A 16904-nucleotide genomic window follows, 5' to 3' on the forward strand; every position below is an offset into this window, starting at 1 on the left:
TGGACCACACGGTTTATGACACGGCCTCGATCCTGCGCCTGATCACCCGCGTCCATGGCCTGGAGAAACTCGACGGCCTGAAGCGCCGCGACGACGCCATGATCGCGCGCGGCCAGGCACCGATGGGCGACCTGACCAACGCGCTGCACTTCCCAGCCTGATAACACTGCTTACGCGTTGGCGTCGGCAGCTTCCAGCGCGGTGTGCCGTGAGGTTTTCACGGGGGGCAAGGACGCCACGTACACCGTGCGCGACGGGAATGCGAAACGCACATCCATCTCGGCAAAGGCTTCCATGATTGCCAGGTTGATTGCCTGCTGCACATCCATATAAACGTTGTAGCTGGGGTCGAGAACGATGAAGACGGTCTCGAACTCCAGCGACGTCTCGCCAAAGCCACGGAAATGCGAACGGTCGAAGCGCGCCAGTTTCTGCGCATTGATGATCTGCTCGACTTTCTTCGGCACTTCCCGTACCTGATCGACCGAGCAGTCGTATGTCAGCCTGAAGTCGAAAACAATGCGCCGCTCTTGCAGGCGTTTGTAGTTCTGAATGGTGTTGCTGATCATGTCCGCGTTGGCCATCACAATCTGCTCGCCGCCCAAGCTGCGAATGCGAGTAGTCTTCAGACCGATATGCTCCACAGTGCCCGCCAGCTCGCCGACGACAATGAAATCGCCGATCTCGAACGGCTTGTCCACCGCAATCGACAACGACGCGAACACATCGCCAAGAATGTTCTGCACGGCCAGCGCCACCGCGATGCCGCCCACGCCGAGGCTGGCGACGAACGCCGTGATGTTGACCCCGACGTTCGACAGCATGGCCATGACCACGGTGGCCCACAGCAACACCTTTGCCCCCCACAGACTCAACGTCGCGAGGGCACTGCCCTGAAACGTCCCGCTGGTGTTGTGACGAACGAAGTAGCGTTGCAGCGCCAGCGCAATCGCCCGGTTCGCCCACAACCCGACCTGCAAGGCTGCGACCACGAACCACAGGCTGCTGACCCGCCCAAGCCAACGCTCGGGCAGATCGAGCATGCCGACCCCGATCAAAATCGATGCCAGCAGCAACAAGGCGTTACTGGTGCCCGACAACACCTGCACCACGATATAGCTCATGTGCGTACTCGGCGCAGCGGGTCGTGCACGCATCTTTCTCAGCACAAAGCCAATGACACCCCGCACCAGCACAAAGCTGATGGTCGAAGCAAAGACAGCGAGTAGCCAGTTAGCGAGCGAAATGCCCAGAAATTGCGAGTCTGTGAAAAATCTGATGATGTCCTGTTCCATCCGGCCCCCGGCTCCAATGCTGCGAGACGCCTGACCGAAAAGCCTGTGACACCCGCAGCGACCTGAATTGCCCCTTGCCGTAAAACGGTTTCAAGCGACGCGTAAGGGGATTAGGTGGTGTGTGGGGGTGAGGGTTCAGTTTGATTTGGGCAGCAGGAAACACGGCACTGGACTGAGCGCTTGAAAGTGGGGGATATATGATGATGCTACGTCGAGGACCGACTGAAGGTTCGTTAAGGTGGTGCCCCCACCAGCCACACCCCGGCACACAATGTTCCCGCTGTGGCTGCTTCCTTCCGGATCTGACCAGGTTCACGGGTAATCGTTGCGGGGGGACCGATGGGGTCACCATAACGACGCTCGCCAGTGGCGAGCCGCGCCATTGTACCGGTCTTGCGCGAGTTTACAACCGTTGCCCCGGATAAAAATTTCGATAGGGCTCAAGCACTTGTGTGCAGGGCCTGAAACGGGAGTCGACGTTCGCCGGTGGCGCGGCAATTCCTCGAAACACCCGGCGCTGATCAGGTACCCTGCCCGCCTCAACAATCATCAGCCAGCAGGTTGCTCATGCAGACTCGATTGGTCGGCTACGAAGACCTTACCCACACCCAGCGCCAGCAACTGGACCAACTGGAGGTCACGCGGGAACAGACGCAGTTCTCCGGCGACATCTATACGGCGCTCAATACCCTTCTGGTCAACCCCAGTCCGAACGTGCGGGGCTTTGTGTTTCTGACGGATGAGAAACCGGTGGGGTTTTTCCTGCTCAAACGGGGTGACTGCCTGCCACACTGGGTTCAGGAAGACCTGACTGCCACGCTGCATGCGTTGCAAATCGACCAACGCGAGCAGGGCAAAGGGCTGGGCAAAGCGACCCTTCAAGCACTACCCGCTGCGCTCAAGCGTAAATGGCCGGACATCCAGCAATTGATGCTGTCAGTGGACGCCGACAACAGCGCAGCCATCGGGCTTTATGTGGGTCAGGGTTGGGTAGATACCGGTGAGGCGTATCGCGGCCGGATCGGTTTTGAACGCAGGCTGACGCTGAAGCTCTGGCACCGCGTGCAAACAAGCGCCCGACCGCCGTCGATCAGGCGCTACGTCCATTACTGAGCCTGCAAGACCTCGTCAGCCTTGCCGCCTGCATCCTGAATCACCAGATGGATGAAGTGCAGCTTGGCAATCACTGCAGGTGGCAGCACGAACGGATAGAAATCCGGCTGGCCCATGCTGCGTGACAGTTCGTTGAGCATGCTGGCCAGCTCGATCCAGGCGTTGACGAAGGACAGGAAAGCCGGCCCGCCGGGATGCTGTGGATCGTAAAGAACATCCAGCGGGAATGGCTGATAGTCGAGCTCCATGTCGCGGGCGCTCATGCCAAAACCCAGCGCGGTATCGACCGCATCCATCATGTGCAGGTAGTGAGCCCAGGTCTCGGCCCAGTCTTCCCACGGGTGCATGGTGGCATACGCGCTGACGAAGCTTTCCTGCCAGTTGTCGGGAGCGCCGTTCTTGTAGTGGTGATCGAGCGCATCGGCGTAGCTGGCACGCTCGTCGCCGAACAGGTTGCGATAGCCGTCCTGCCAGCGGGTATCGGCAATCAACCGATCCCAATAGTAGTGGCCGACTTCATGGCGGAAGTGGCCGAGCAAGGTGCGATAGGGTTCGTGCATCTGCACACGCATTGCTTCGCGGTGCGCATCGTCGGCTTCTTCGATGTTCAGAGTGATGAGGCCGTTGGCGTGGCCGGTGGTCGGCAGCTTGCCTTCCAGATCGACGCCGACAAAATCGAAAGCCAGGCCAGTCTCTTCGTCAACGGTCTTGGGAATGACCTGCAGCCCGAGGGAGATCAGTTGTGCAACCAGACGACGCTTGGCCGTTTCGACCTTGCGCCAGCGCTCGCCGTTTTCGGCAATCGACAGGTCGGGAATGGTGCGATTCAGGCTGCACGCGACGCAGAACTCACCCGCGTTGTGCTCCGGGAACAGCCAGTTGCAGGCCGCAGGTGTGTCGAGGTTGGCGCAACGTCGATACAGCCCTGCGCCCGGCTCGTCACTAAGGCGCCAGGTGGTAAGCTCCGGACCCGCTTCGAGTGTCGCGACCCGCCCCTGCTCTGGCAGGTAGCCCAGCGCTGCCGCACAGGCAAGGCATTGGGAATTGGGGAAAAACACCGACTGGCCGCAGGTGCACTGCCAGACCTTGCTGTTACGTTTGGTTTCGCCGCCAAATGGGGCGGTAATGCGTGAACTCAATTGCTCGAAAAAGCGATACATGGTGATCTCCCGTTGACCTTGCATGGACTAGATCATACCGAAGGTTAAGGGGTTCAAAATATTATCGGGCGGCATGCGCGGACTGGGTTGACGGCGATTTCATGGGCTAAAACGGTGCGTTGCACGACAGTTGAGATCATCGTTCCAACGCTCCAGCGCTCAGCGTTATACAAAAGTCTGCTGTAGATTCTGGCCGAAGGCCGTGGGAGCGAATCGGCCGACGCTTCGCTTGTTCGCGAATGCGGTAGTTCAGACGATACATGTTCGGTGACTTTACCGGCCCTTTCGCGGACAAGTCCGCTCCCACGCGTGCGGGCAAAAGCCAGAAAGCCGCGCTCAAGGGCTCTTCAGGATTTGTGTATAACGAAGAGCGCTCCAGCTTACGAATGCCTTGGGTGAAATTTTCGTGCCTATACCATGCGCTCAGCGGTGATACACCACCGGCCTTGCTCAATCAACCGCCACGCCCAGCTCGGTCAGACGCTTGAGCAGTGCCTCTTCATCCAGCACGGTCAGGCCCAGTTCGTTGGCTTTGGTCAGTTTCGAGCCGGCACCGGGCCCTGCGACGACGGTGTGAGTCTTGGCCGATACCGAGCCGGACACCTTGGCGCCCAGGTTTTCGAGCTTTTCCTTGGCGACGTCTCGGCTCATGCGTTCCAGCGATCCGGTCAGCACCCAGGTCTGGCCTGCCAATGGCAAGCCTTCGATGGTCTTTTTCTCGCTGCGCCAGTGCATGCCGAAGTCTTTCAATTGGGCTTCGATAGCCCGGGCGCGCTCGGCGTTGGCGTTGTCGTCGAAGAAGTCGCGGACCGATTTGGCCTGTTTCTCGGGCAGCGCCTGGCGCATGTCCAGCCAGTCGGCGCTGATGATGGCTTCCAGCATGCCGAATTTCTCGGCCAGCTTCAGCGCAGCGCCCGGCCCTACCGATGGAATGTGCAGCTTGTCGATCAGCCCCTCCAGCGTGGTGCTGGCGGCAAACTCGGCACCCAGCTCGCCCTGATCCTGAAGTTGCAGACCGCACTCGCCCAGCAGCGCGTCGATAACGTTACGGTTGTGCTCGTCCTCGAAAAAGCTGTGAATCTCGTAGGCAACTTCCAGACCGATGTCCGGCAGGTAAGTCAGCACTTCCGGCAATGCCTGTTTTACGCGATCCAGCGACGCCAGCGAGCGCGCCAGCACCTTGGCCGTTTCTTCGCCGACGTCGGGGATGCCCAGCGCATAGATGAAACGCGCCAGCGTCGGCTGTTTGCTGTCGGCGATGGCCTTGAGCAGCTTGTTGCTGGAGATTTCGGCAAAGCCTTCCAGATCGATGATCTGTTCGTATTTCAGCTTGTACAGGTCGGCAGGCGAGCCGATGAGTTTTTCATCGACCAGTTGCTCGATGGTTTTGTCGCCCAGGCCTTCGATGTCCATGGCACGACGCGACACATAGTGGATGATCGCCTGCTTGAGCTGCGCACCGCAGGCCAGGCGCCCGACGCAGCGGTACACCGCGCCTTCGCTGATGGTTTCCTTGCCCTTGCTGCGCTTGACCAACTGCGTGCGCTCGACCTGCGAGCCGCACACCGGGCAGGTCTGCGGCACTTCGACCGGCTTCGCGGTCTGTGGACGACGCTCGACCACCACCTGCACCACCTGCGGGATCACATCGCCAGCGCGACGAATGATCACGGTATCGCCGATCATCAGCCCCAGCCGCGCCACTTCGTCCATATTGTGCAGCGTGGCATTGGCGACCATGACGCCGGCCACCTTGACCGGCTTGAGACGCGCAACCGGCGTCACGGCACCGGTGCGGCCTACCTGAAACTCAACGTCCAGCAGTTCGGTCAGTTCTTCCATGGCCGGGAATTTGTGGGCAATCGCCCAGCGTGGCTCACGGGCACGAAAGCCCAGCTCGCGCTGAGCGGCCAGGCTATTGACCTTGAACACCACGCCATCGATCTCGTAGCTGAGCGACAGGCGTCGTTCGCCTATGTCTTTGTAATAGGCCAGGCATTCCTCGACGCCATTCGCCAGCTTCAGCTCGCGACTGACGGGCATGCCCCATTTTTTCAGCGCGTTCAATACGCCGATGTGGGTGTCGGCGATTTCCGCCGACGTCTGCCCCAGACCATAGCAGCAGAATTCCAGCGGGCGGTTGGCGGTGATCTTCGAGTCCAGTTGGCGCAGGCTGCCAGCCGCTGCGTTACGCGGGTTGGCAAAGGTCTTGCCGCCGATTTCCAGCTGGCTGGCATTCAGCCGCTCGAAACCGGCCTTTGACATGAACACTTCACCGCGCACTTCCAGCACCTCCGGCCAGCCCTTGCCTTGCAGCTTGAGCGGGATGTTGCGCACCGTGCGCACATTGACGCTGATGTCTTCGCCGGTCGTGCCATCACCCCGCGTCGCGCCGCGCACCAGCGCCCCGTCGCGATACAGCAGGCTGACCGCCAGACCGTCCAGCTTGGGTTCGCAGCTGTACTCGACCGCGCTGCCCGCGCCGAACAGATCGCCAGCAGGCAAATCCAGCCCCTCGGTCACCCGACGGTCGAACTCGCGCAAGTCGTTCTCTTCGAAGGCGTTGCCCAGGCTGAGCATTGGCATTTCGTGACGTACTTGGGTGAACGCCGATAAGGCGGCACTGCCGACCCGCTGCGTGGGCGAATCCGGCGTAACCAGATGCGGGTTGTCTGCCTCAAGCGCCTTGAGCTCATGAAACAGGCGGTCGTACTCGACATCCGGGATGCTTGGCTCATCCAGAACGTGATAGCGGTAGTTATGCTGATCCAGCTCTGCACGCAGTTCGAGGATTCGGGTTTCGACGGCCTTCATACGGGTGTTCTCTCAAAAAGCAAAAAAGCAGCCGAGGCTGCTCATCTGTTGGTTCTGTTCTGCTGCGTTCCGGCTCCCCTTGAAAGCGCGCCAGAGCGCGATTTCAGTCAGGGAGCGGCGCAAGAAAGCGCTTATCCGCGACGCTGGGTCAGCGCACGGCGCTCGAATTCAACGATGCGCTGGCGATAGTGCTCAATGGTCTGCGCGGTCATGACACTGCGCTGGTCATCTTTCAGTTCGCCATCCAGCTCGTGAGCCAGCTTGCGTGCTGCGGCAACCATCACATCAAATGCCTGCTTCGGATGACGCGGACCTGGCAAGCCGAGGAAGAAGCTCACGGCACGGGTGCTGAAATGATCGATATCGTCGAGATCGAACACGCCAGGCTTGACGGCGTTAGCCATCGAGAACAGCACTTCGCCATTGCCTGCCATGCTCTCGTGACGATGGAAGATGTCCATTTCGCCGAAACGCAGGCCGCTTTCCAGAATGTTCTGCAACAGCGCCGGACCCTTGAAGCCGCCTTCGCTGCGCGAGATCACGCTGATAACCAGCACTTCTTCGACCGGAGGCAGATCCTTGTCTTCGGTAATGCGCTGGGCCGGTTTGTCGTCCGGAAAATCATCGTCACGCCCCGTAAACAGGCTCGGACCGTCGATGTCCAGATTCAGGTCGCCCTGCTGCGGTTCATCCTTGCGCTTCTTGTCGCTGCCACCACGTTTTTCGCTGCCGCGCTTGTTGTCACGCGGGCTGGCGCTCATCGACGGCAGGTCGTGCTCGTCCAGTTGCGGCTCTTTGTGAGTATCCAGCACACGGGGCGGCCCCAGCACCTCGGCCGAGGTTGGCTCTTCTTCCTCGGGAAGGTTGGAAAAGCTTCGATCCAGCCTGAATTTCAATTTACCTTTGCTGCCGCGCATACGGCGCCAGCCATCAAAGAGAATACCGGCGATGACTATTATGCCGATGACGATCAGCCACTCGCGCAGACCGATTTCCATGTAATCCAGTGCCTCTAATGAAGAAATCTGAAAATAAGGGCCTAAACCCCTTTAAAACGTGGTGCCAAGTCTATGTTCTGACTGGCATTTTGCCCACGCTAAAATAAAAAAGTGGCCACTAAACTAGCACGACCAAAGGCAACTTTACACCGTCTGTTACGTCTCTTTGCTACCCGAAGTGCCATCTGGCGCACAACCGTGACATTTTCCGGCTTTTTCAAGCAGTTTTCGCCGCGCTTGTCGACATTCGCTCAGGCATCCACCAGCGCCATGGCCTCTTCCACATCCACGGCCACGAGCCGCGAACAACCGGGCTCGTGCATCGTCACCCCCATCAGTTGATCAGCCATTTCCATGGCGATCTTGTTGTGAGTGATGTAGATGAACTGCACCGTTTGTGACATTTCTTTCACCAAACGCGCATAACGGCCAACGTTGGCATCATCCAGCGGCGCATCCACCTCATCGAGCATGCAGAACGGCGCAGGATTGAGCTTGAAAATGGCAAAAACCAGCGCCAGTGCAGTCAGAGCTTTCTCCCCACCGGACAGCAAGTGGATGGTGCTGTTCTTCTTGCCGGGGGGGCGCGCCATGATTGTCACCCCTGTATCGAGTAGATCTTCGCCCGTCAGTTCCAAATAAGCAGAGCCTCCACCGAAAACTTTCGGAAAAAGTGCCTGAATTCCGCTATTTATCTGATCGAAGGTATCTTTGAAGCGGTTTCGGGTTTCCTTGTCGATCTTGCGGATCACGTTCTCCAGGGTATCGAGCGCTTCCACAAGGTCGGCATCCTGCGCGTCCAGATAACGTTTGCGCTCGGACTGCTGCTGGTATTCGTCGATGGCCGCAAGGTTGATCGCGCCCAGACGCTGAATACGCCCGGCGATGCTTTCCAGTTGCTGCTCAGCAGCCTGCTCGCTGGCCTCCGGGGTCAGCGTGGCGAGCACGCCGTGCAAGTCGTAGCCGTCTTCCTGCAACTGATCCTGCAAGGCGGTGCGGCGTACGGTCAGCGACTGCCATTCCAGTCGTTGCTGTTCCAGTTGGCCGCGCAGCAGTTGCGCTTGCTGCTCAGCCTGGGTGCGGCGCTTCTCTGCCTCGCGCAGCTCGCGGTCGGCGTCTTCCAGCGCGTTCTTGGCGATGCGCATTTCGTCGTCAACCACCATGCGCCGCTCCAGCAGCTCTTCCAGCTTGAGGCGCAGCTCTTCGAGCGGTGCCTCGCCCTCCTCCAGATTCAGGCTGAGCTGTTCGCGTTTTTCCGTCAGCCTTTCGGACTGCATGCGCAGGCGCTCCAGCGCCTGACGTGTCGAATCGTATTGCGCCTTGATCGAGCCCAGGCGCACCGCCAGTTGATGGCTGTGGTCCTTGTGCTGACGGGCATCCTGGCGTATCCGGTCCAGACGCTCGCGCAACGAGTCGCGCTGCGCCTGCAGCACTTCGCGCTGCTCGGTGTCTTGCGCCATGGCGTCAAGCGCGTCCTGCAACTGCAGGCGCGACTCGCCGAGCTGTTCGTGCTCGGCGGCACGCTGTTCGGCCAGTTCGGCCAGCTCTTCATCCAGACGCGTGCGGCGCAGGGTCAACTGCTCGACCTTCACCTTCGCCGCCGACAATTGCGCCTTGAGCTCGCTTTGCTGACGGGTTTCGTCCTGCACCCGACGGCGCAGTTGCTCGCGGGCTTCTTCCTGCTGCGACTGTTGCTCGCGCAGGCTCAGCAACTGTTCTTCCAGCGTTGCCAGGGTCGCTTCGCGCTCGTCGCGCTCCAGCCCCAGCCGCTGCAATTCCTGGCCACGCGCCAACACGCCGCTCTGTGCTTCGCTGGCGCGCCTGACCCGTAAAAAATGCCGACCGACCCAATAGCCATCACGGCTGATCAGACTTTGCCCGGCGCTCAGTTGCGTGCGCCGCGCCAACGCTTCGTCGAGGTTCTCGACCGGAAACACCTGACCCAGCCAGGCCGACAGATCGACCGTGCTTTCGACCTTTTCCAGCAAGCTGCCCGGCACGCGTACCGTGTCAGCACCGGCGCTCAGCAAACGCAGATCGCCCTGCTGGAAGCCGGCCAGGTCCAGCCCGTCAAGGTCATCGACCAGCACCGCCTGCAAATCGGCCCCCAAAACCGTTTCCACCGCCAGTTCCCAGCCAGCCTCGACACTCAGCCCTTCGGCCAGACGCGGGCGCTCGGTCAGGTGCTGATCGCGCAGCCATTCGGCGGTGCCGGTATCCGGATCGAGTGCCGCCTGTTGCAGGGCCTCCAGCGAAGCCAGTCGGCCATTGAGCCGCTGCAACTCGCCTTGCGCCTGCTGTTGCGCCTGACTGGCGTTTTGCAGCGCCTCGCGCAATTGTTCCAGACGCTCGACCGCCTGCTCCTCGCCCATGTGCAGCTCTTCAAGGGTCAGGTCGCGGGTGGCAAGGTCTTCACTCAGTTCAAGAATGGCCGCGTCTTCCGGGTCGGCCGCCAGCAACTGCCGCTCCTCGGCCAGGCGGCGCTGACGCTCGGCCAGTCGCTCGATGCTCTGTTCGAGTTGCTGAATGCGCGATTGCTGAACTTGCGCCTGGCGCTGCGGCTCGGCGGATTGCTGATTGAAGGAGTCCCACTGTTCCTGCCAGCCCTGCATGGCGGCTTCGGCGTCTTCCAGCGCGATGGCTGATTCTTCGGCGGCGGCACTGGTCATTTCCTGCTCGGGCTCGAGCATTTCCAGCTCCTCGCCGAGGGTCGCGAGCAAGGTGGTGTCGTGGCCCAGGTGCGATTCGGTTTCCAGGCGGGCGCGCTCGGCTTCGCGCAGATCGTCCTGCAACTGACGCAGGCGTTGCTGGCCGTGCTGGATGCTCTGCTCGACGCGGGCAATGTCGCCGCCGACCGAATAGAAGCGCCCCTGCACCAGATTGAAACGTTCGGACAAATCATGATGCCCGTCGCGCAGCCGCTCGATACTGGCATCGGCGCTGCGCTGATCGGCCACCAACGCTTCGAAGCCGACTTCCTGATTGCCGATCACCGCCTCTCGCTGACCGACTTGCTCGTTCAGCGCCTGCCAGCGCAAGGCCGACAGTTGCGCCTTGAGCTGACGCTCCTCGGCCTTGTATTCCTGATACTTCTCGGCCGCCTGAGCCTGGCGGTGCAGGCGCTCCAGCTGGCGCTCCAGCTCTTCGCGAAGGTCGGTCAGGCGCGCCAGGTTTTCGTGGGTGCGGCGGATGCGGTTTTCAGTCTCCCGGCGTCGCTCCTTGTACTTGGAGATTCCGGCGGCCTCTTCGATGAAGTTACGCAGATCCTCAGGCTTGGCTTCGATCAGCTTGGAGATCATGCCCTGCTCGATGATCGAGTAGCTGCGCGGGCCCAGGCCGGTGCCGAGGAAGATGTCGGTAATGTCGCGGCGACGGCATTTGGTGCCGTTTAGGTAATAGCTGTTCTGGCTATCGCGCGTCACTTTGCGGCGAATCGAAATTTCCGCGTAGGCCGCGTACTCGCCCACCAGCGTGCCGTCGGAATTGTCGAACACCAGCTCGATGCTCGCCTGGCTGACCGGCTTGCGGCTGGTCGAGCCATTGAAGATGACGTCGGTCATCGACTCGCCACGCAGGTTCTTGGCCGAGCTCTCGCCCATGACCCAGCGCACGGCGTCGATGATGTTGGATTTGCCGCACCCGTTAGGGCCGACGACAGCCGCCATGTTGCTGGGGAAGTTCACCGTGGTGGGGTCGACGAAAGATTTGAACCCCGCCAGCTTGATGCACTTCAGGCGCATGGCGTCAGCTCGCTGCCAAAGCGGACAGCACGAGCTGACAGCTGCGCTGGCAATAATTAGCCACTACCACGCGGATCTGCGCCAGATCGCGCGCTATGACAGCCGCCAGCAGGTCGCCGAACAGCACCAGGTATTCGCTCATTTCGGCCTTGCGCTGTTCAAGCGCGAGAAAGTAGCTGCGACTCATCGAAGGCTGCAGGTTCTCGACGGTTTCCTCCAGATACGGGTTGTTGGCGAACAGATAGGCCGCGCGCATCACATTGAAGCTCTCTTCAACGAACAGCCTGACGTCCTGCTGCTCGAAGCTGGCCTGCAGGCGCTGCTGGATGTACCGAAACGGGGCGAGATCCTCTTCGCTCTGCCAGCGTTCGCCCACGGCCTTGGCCAGCAGAATGTACAACTCGCTCATCAAAGTGCACAGGCTGGTGACATTGTGCGCGTTGAGCACTGTCACCTGCGCGCCACGACGCGCCAGAATCACTACCAGATGGCGGCGTTCCAGAATCAATAATGCTTCGCGCACGGAGCCACGGCTGACGTTCAACGCCTGCGTGACTTTCTGCTCCTGGATTCGCTCTCCAGGCTTGAGCTCACCGCGAATGATCCGCTCGGCAAGGTGATGAGCAATTTGCTCAGCGAGGCTGTCCGGTGCCTTGAACGTCATGACTATCCTTCAAAAAAAACCAGTTCTGCTGCTAGCCGCGAAGTGTATCGCAACCAGCATGAGTGGCGCAGGGCCATAAACGCGGAAACTGGCATGAAATGAGCAAAACCTTGAACATCGCCCGACGGACGATGCAAGAACTACGCTGCCTTTGATCGGCAGATCGACGAAAAATCCGCTTTCCTGACTTTCAGGTCAGAAACAAATTGACCGCATAAGCAGAGCTGATAGATTCATCGACATGTCTGATGACAATAAATGTGAGGGCTTTGCGCCGTGATTCAGTTCCTTTTGAACCAAGAGCTAAAAACCGAGCGCAGCCTGAATCCGAACATGACCGTGCTGACTTACCTGCGTGAGCAGGCACACAAGCCCGGTACCAAGGAAGGTTGCGCCAGCGGTGACTGTGGCGCCTGCACGGTGGTCGTCGGCGAGCTGCACAGCGACGCGCACGGCCAGCAACAGTTGCGTTACCGCAGCCTAAATTCCTGCCTGACCTTTGTGGCGTCGCTGCACGGCAAGCAATTGATCAGCGTTGAAGACCTCAAACATCAAGGCCAGTTGCACAGCGTGCAGAAAGCCATGGTCGAGTGTCATGGCTCGCAATGCGGCTTCTGCACCCCGGGTTTCGTCATGTCGCTGTTCGCCCTGCAAAAGAACAGCCGCGACGCCGACGCGCATCAAGCCCATGAAGCGCTGGCGGGCAATCTGTGCCGCTGCACCGGTTATCGACCGATTCTGGCTGCTGCCGAGCAGTCCTGCAGTCAGCGCGTGCCGGACCAGTTCGATCAGCGCCAGGCGCAAACCATCGAGCGCCTGCGTGCGATCACGCCAGAGCAGACCGGCGAACTCAACGACGGCGAAAAACACTGTCTGATTCCGCTGACCGTGGCCGATCTTGCCGACCTGTATCAGGCCAACCCTCAAGCCCGGCTGCTGGCCGGCGGCACCGATCTGGCGCTGGAAGTCACGCAATTCCACAAGCCGCTGCCCGCCATGATTTACGTCGGGCAGATCGCCGAGATGAAGCGCGTCGAGCGCTTCGAGGACCGTCTGGAGATCGGTGCCGCCACGCCGCTGACCGATTGCTACGCCGCGCTGAAGGTTGAACACCCGGACTTCGGCGAATTGTTGCAGCGCTTCGCTTCGTTGCAGATTCGCAATCAGGGTACGCTGGGCGGCAACATTGGCAACGCCTCGCCGATTGGCGACTCCCCGCCCCTGCTGATCGCCCTCGGCGCACAGATCGTGCTGCGCAAAGGCGCTACCCGGCGCACCCTGGCGCTGGAAGATTACTTCATCGATTACAAAGTCACCGCCCGGCAGGAAAGCGAGTTCATCGAAAAAATCATCGTGCCGACCGCCAACCCTCAGCAGACTTTTCGCGCCTACAAAGTTTCCAAGCGTCTGGACGACGATATTTCTGCAGTCTGTGCGGCATTTTGCCTGACGATCGAGGACGGCGTGATCCGCGAGGCGCGTGTCGCGTTTGGCGGCATGGCGGCGATTCCGAAACGTGCGGCGGCCTGCGAGCGGGCCTTGCTCGGCGAACCGTGGAGCAACGAAACCGTCGAGCAGGCCTGCGCGGCCCTTAGCGAAGATTTCACCCCTCTGTCGGATTTCCGCGCCAGCAAGGAATACCGTTTGCTGAGCGCACAAAACCTGCTGCGCAAGTATTTCATCGAAGTGCAGCAGCCAGCCGTTGCGACGCGGGTGACTGACTATGTCTGAGCACGATACCCCACTGACCCAGGCCGACATGCTGGCTGTGTTTCAACAGGGTTTGAGCACTGGCGTCGGGCGCAGCGTCAAGCACGACAGCGCCGACAAGCACGTCTCTGGCGAAGCGGTGTATATCGACGACCGCCTGGAATTTCCCAATCAGCTGCATGTGTACGCACGACTGTCGGACCGCGCCCATGCGCGGATCATCAGCATCGACACCTCGCCCTGCTACGCCTTCGCCGGCGTAAGCATCGCGATTACGCACGAGGATATTCCCGGCCTGAAAGACATCGGACCGCTGTTGCCGGGCGACCCGCTGCTGGCCATCGACAAAGTGGAATTCGTCGGCCAGCCGGTGCTTGCCGTGGCCGCGCGGGATCTGGACGTTGCGCGCCAGGCGGCAATGGCGGCAATCATCGAATACGAAGACCTGGAGCCCGTGCTGGACGTGGTTCAGGCCCTGCGTCAGAAACATTTCGTGCTCGACAGCCACACCCACAAGCGCGGCGACTCGGCGACTGCTCTGGAAAGTGCGACTCATCGCCTGCAGGGCAACCTGCACATTGGTGGCCAGGAACACTTCTATCTGGAGACCCAGATTTCCTCGGTCATGCCGACTGAAGATGGCGGCATGATCGTTTACTGTTCGACCCAGAACCCCACGGAAATCCAGAAGCTGGTGGCCGAGGTGCTTGACGTGCCGATGAACCGCATCGTGGTCGATATGCGGCGCATGGGCGGTGGTTTCGGCGGCAAGGAAACCCAGGCGGCCAGCCCGGCCTGCCTGTGCGCAGTGATTGCGCGCTTGACCGGTCAGCCGACCAAGATGCGTCTGCAACGCTTCGAAGACATGCAGATGACCGGCAAACGCCACCCGTTCTATATCGAATACGACGTGGGCTTTGATGACGATGGCCGGTTGCAAGGCATCGAACTGGATCTGGCCGCTAACTGTGGCTATTCGCCAGACCTGTCAGCCTCTATTGTCGATCGCGCGATGTTCCATGCCGATAACGCCTATTACCTGGGCGAAGCAACGATCAATGGCCATCGCTGCAAGACTCACACGGCGTCCAACACCGCCTATCGCGGTTTTGGCGGCCCGCAAGGCATGGTGGCCATCGAAGAAGTCATGGACTGTATCGCACGTTTTCTGGGCAAGGACCCGTTGGCAGTGCGCAAGGCCAACTACTACGGCAAGACCGAACGCAACGTCACGCATTACTACCAGACCGTCGAGCACAATCTGCTGGAAGAAATGACGGCGGACCTGGAGCAGAGCAGCCAGTACGCCGAGCGCCGCGAAGCCATTCAGGCCTTCAACGCGAGCAGCCCTATCCTGAAAAAAGGCCTGGCGTTGACGCCGGTCAAGTTCGGCATCTCGTTCACCGCCAGCTTTCTGAATCAGGCCGGTGCGCTGATCCACATCTACACCGACGGCAGCATCCATCTGAACCACGGCGGCACCGAGATGGGCCAGGGCTTGAACACCAAGGTCGCGCAGGTCGTGGCAGAAGTGTTTCAAGTTGATATCGAGCGCATTCAGATCACCGCCACCAACACCGACAAGGTGCCCAACACCTCGCCGACGGCGGCGTCCAGTGGCACCGACCTGAATGGCAAAGCGGCGCAAAATGCCGCGGAAATTCTCAAGCAACGCCTGGTTGAGTTTGCTGCGCGGCATTACGCGGTGGCAGAAACCGAGGTTGAATTTCGCAACGGCCATGTGCGCGTTGGAGCCATCGTGCTGCCCTTCGCCGAACTGGCGCAACTGGCATGGATGGGGCAGGTGTCGCTGTCCAGCACCGGCTATTACAAGACGCCGAAGATTTTCTATGACCGCAGCCAGGCGCGCGGTCGGCCATTCTACTACTACGCATTCGGTGCAGCCTGCGTCGAGGTGATCGTCGATACCCTGACCGGTGAATACAAGACCTTGCGCACCGACATCCTGCACGACGTCGGCGCCTCGTTGAACCCGGCCATAGACATTGGCCAGGTCGAAGGCGGCTACATTCAGGGCGCGGGCTGGCTGACCACCGAAGAGCTGGTGTGGAACGACAACGGCAAGCTGATGACCAGCGGTCCGGCGTCGTACAAGATCCCGGCGGTGGCTGACATGCCGCTGGACTTGCGCGTCAAGCTGGTGGAAAACCGCAAGAACCCGGAAGACACGGTATTCCATTCCAAAGCTGTGGGCGAGCCGCCGTTCATGCTCGGCATCGCGGCGTGGTGCGCGATCAAGGACGCCGTGGCGAGCCTGGATGACTATCGTCATCAGCCGAACATCGACGCCCCGGCGACGCCGGAAAAGGTGTTGTGGGGCTGCGAGCAGATGCGTCAGAAGGGTGGCACGCGTCGTTTATCAAATGAGCGGGCCGCGCCGATTGGTTCAGGTGCTGTGCCGGCCTCTTCGCGAGCAAGCGAAGCGTCGCCCGGCTCGCTCCCACACGTTTCATCTGCATCTCCATCTCCCCCTGTGGGAGCGAGCTTGCTCGCGAAAGCGTCAGTTCATGACCCCGATAGGGAGCAAAAATGACTAACTGGATCAGCGCTCTGGCCGAGCTTCAGGCCCGCAGTGAACCCGGCATTCTGGTGACGATCATCGAAGAGCTGGGCTCTACACCGCGCAACGCCGGCTCGAAAATGGTCGTCTGCGCCGAACGCATCTACGACACCATCGGCGGTGGCCATCTGGAATACAAGGCGATGGAAATCGCCCGCGAGATGCTCGCCAGCGGCACCCGGCAGACGCGGCTGGAACGCTTCAGTCTGGGCGCAAGCCTTGGTCAGTGTTGTGGCGGCGTGAACGTGCTGCTGTTCGAACCGATGGGCGAGCCTGTTGCACATATCGCGGTATTCGGCGCTGGCCATGTCGGCCGCGCGCTGGTGCCACTGTTGGCCAGCCTGCCCTGCCGGGTGCGCTGGATCGACAGCCGTGAACACGAATTCCCCGAAACAATGCCGGAAGGCGTGTTGAAGATCCTTAATGACGAGCCGGTCGATGAGGTTGCGCAATTGCCTGTCGGCACTTACTGCATCGTCATGACTCACAACCATCAACTCGACCTGGAACTGACTGCCGCGATCCTCGAGCGCGGAGACTTCGGCTATTTCGGGCTGATCGGCTCGAAAACCAAGCGGGTCAAGTTCGAACACCGCTTGCGTGAACGCGGGTTCGACGCCAGCCTGCTGCAACGTATGCGTTGCCCGATGGGCCTGGCCGAGGTCAAAGGCAAATTGCCTGTCGAGATCGCAGTGTCCATCGCCGCCGAAGTCATCGCCACTTACAACGTCAGCTTTGGCCAACAGAGCGCCAATGCGAAACCTATCGCCAGACTGCTGCCTGCCTCACGCCGCAGCCAGTCGCAATGATCGCAGCCAGTCACAACGAG

Annotated in this window: 10 protein-coding genes and 1 other RNA gene; 4 read left to right on the forward strand and 7 right to left on the reverse strand. The window is 60.4% G+C overall.

Translation table 11 applies throughout. The annotated features are described in order from the left end of the window. Positions 1-170 precede the first annotated feature (170 nt). Entirely contained in the window at positions 171-1295 is a 1125-nt protein-coding gene (locus tag ABJ99_RS16585) for a mechanosensitive ion channel family protein (protein WP_054086733.1), read from the reverse strand. A 245-nt stretch (positions 1296-1540) separates the two neighbouring features. After that, positions 1541-1637, reverse strand: an RNA gene (ffs, locus tag ABJ99_RS27285) — signal recognition particle sRNA small type. 225 nt (positions 1638-1862) lie between these two features. Here ffs and ABJ99_RS16590 point away from each other — a divergent pair. Continuing rightward, the gene (locus ABJ99_RS16590; protein ID WP_054086734.1) at positions 1863-2408 is read left to right on the forward strand and encodes a GNAT family N-acetyltransferase; all 546 of its coding nucleotides are present in this window, start codon (positions 1863-1865) and stop codon (positions 2406-2408) included. Here ABJ99_RS16590 and ABJ99_RS16595 read toward each other — a convergent pair. The 5 genes from ABJ99_RS16595 to ABJ99_RS16615 all read right to left on the reverse strand — a co-directional run bounded on the left by ABJ99_RS16595 (position 2402) and on the right by ABJ99_RS16615 (position 11784). After that, positions 2402-3568, reverse strand: a complete 1167-nt coding sequence (locus ABJ99_RS16595; RefSeq protein ID WP_054086776.1) for a zinc-binding metallopeptidase family protein — start codon at positions 3566-3568, stop codon at positions 2402-2404. The two genes, ABJ99_RS16590 and ABJ99_RS16595, sit on opposite strands and share 7 nt — an antisense overlap. Before the next feature lie 450 nt (positions 3569-4018). Then, positions 4019-6382 carry an NAD-dependent DNA ligase LigA gene (ligA, locus tag ABJ99_RS16600; protein ID WP_054086735.1) on the reverse strand — a complete coding sequence of 788 codons (2364 nt, stop codon included), beginning with the start codon at positions 6380-6382 and terminating at the stop codon, positions 4019-4021. 131 nt (positions 6383-6513) lie between these two features. Continuing rightward, a complete protein-coding gene (gene zipA / locus ABJ99_RS16605) occupies positions 6514-7380 on the reverse strand; it encodes a cell division protein ZipA (RefSeq protein ID WP_007251146.1) in 867 nt (288 codons plus the stop codon). Between the two features lie 251 nt (positions 7381-7631). Beyond that, entirely contained in the window at positions 7632-11120 is a 3489-nt protein-coding gene (gene smc / locus ABJ99_RS16610; protein ID WP_054086736.1) for a chromosome segregation protein SMC, read from the reverse strand. Positions 11121-11124: 4 nt separating this feature from the next. Next, a complete protein-coding gene (locus ABJ99_RS16615) occupies positions 11125-11784 on the reverse strand; it encodes a GntR family transcriptional regulator (protein WP_054086737.1) in 660 nt (219 codons plus the stop codon). Positions 11785-12060: 276 nt separating this feature from the next. Here ABJ99_RS16615 and xdhA point away from each other — a divergent pair, with 276 nt between their 5' ends. From xdhA to xdhC, 3 genes are read left to right on the forward strand one after another with little or no spacing between them, the layout of a single operon-like run. Continuing rightward, positions 12061-13515 (forward strand): xanthine dehydrogenase small subunit, encoded by a 1455-nt coding sequence (gene xdhA, locus ABJ99_RS16620; RefSeq protein WP_054086738.1) that lies wholly within the window; start codon positions 12061-12063, stop codon positions 13513-13515. Beyond that, positions 13508-16048, forward strand: a complete 2541-nt coding sequence (gene xdhB, locus ABJ99_RS16625; RefSeq protein ID WP_054086739.1) for a xanthine dehydrogenase molybdopterin binding subunit — start codon at positions 13508-13510, stop codon at positions 16046-16048. Before xdhA ends, xdhB begins: the two co-directional genes overlap by 8 nt. Continuing rightward, positions 16045-16884: a xanthine dehydrogenase accessory protein XdhC gene (gene xdhC, locus ABJ99_RS16630; RefSeq protein WP_054086740.1), complete on the forward strand. Its 840-nt coding sequence runs from the start codon at positions 16045-16047 to the stop codon at positions 16882-16884. The genes xdhB and xdhC overlap by 4 nt, the downstream gene beginning before the upstream one ends. Positions 16885-16904: the final 20 nt, after the last annotated feature.

The sequence above is a fragment of the Pseudomonas syringae pv. cilantro genome, assembly GCF_001293775.1.
Classification (GTDB): Bacteria; Pseudomonadota; Gammaproteobacteria; order Pseudomonadales; family Pseudomonadaceae; genus Aquipseudomonas; species Aquipseudomonas syringae_P.

What these genes read in the sequence shown, in the direction of transcription:
- ABJ99_RS16585 (WP_054086733.1), bottom strand. Translation starts at nt 1,295, where the DNA reads ATGGAACAGGACATCATCAGATTTTTCACAGACTCGCAATTTCTGGGC.
- ABJ99_RS16590 (WP_054086734.1), top strand. Translation starts at nt 1,863, where the DNA reads ATGCAGACTCGATTGGTCGGCTACGAAGACCTTACCCACACCCAGCGC.
- ABJ99_RS16595 (WP_054086776.1), bottom strand. Translation starts at nt 3,568, where the DNA reads ATGTATCGCTTTTTCGAGCAATTGAGTTCACGCATTACCGCCCCATTT.
- ligA (WP_054086735.1), bottom strand. Translation starts at nt 6,382, where the DNA reads ATGAAGGCCGTCGAAACCCGAATCCTCGAACTGCGTGCAGAGCTGGAT.
- zipA (WP_007251146.1), bottom strand. Translation starts at nt 7,380, where the DNA reads ATGGAAATCGGTCTGCGCGAGTGGCTGATCGTCATCGGCATAATAGTC.
- smc (WP_054086736.1), bottom strand. Translation starts at nt 11,120, where the DNA reads ATGCGCCTGAAGTGCATCAAGCTGGCGGGGTTCAAATCTTTCGTCGAC.
- ABJ99_RS16615 (WP_054086737.1), bottom strand. Translation starts at nt 11,784, where the DNA reads ATGACGTTCAAGGCACCGGACAGCCTCGCTGAGCAAATTGCTCATCAC.
- xdhB (WP_054086739.1), top strand. Translation starts at nt 13,508, where the DNA reads ATGTCTGAGCACGATACCCCACTGACCCAGGCCGACATGCTGGCTGTG.
- xdhC (WP_054086740.1), top strand. Translation starts at nt 16,045, where the DNA reads ATGACTAACTGGATCAGCGCTCTGGCCGAGCTTCAGGCCCGCAGTGAA.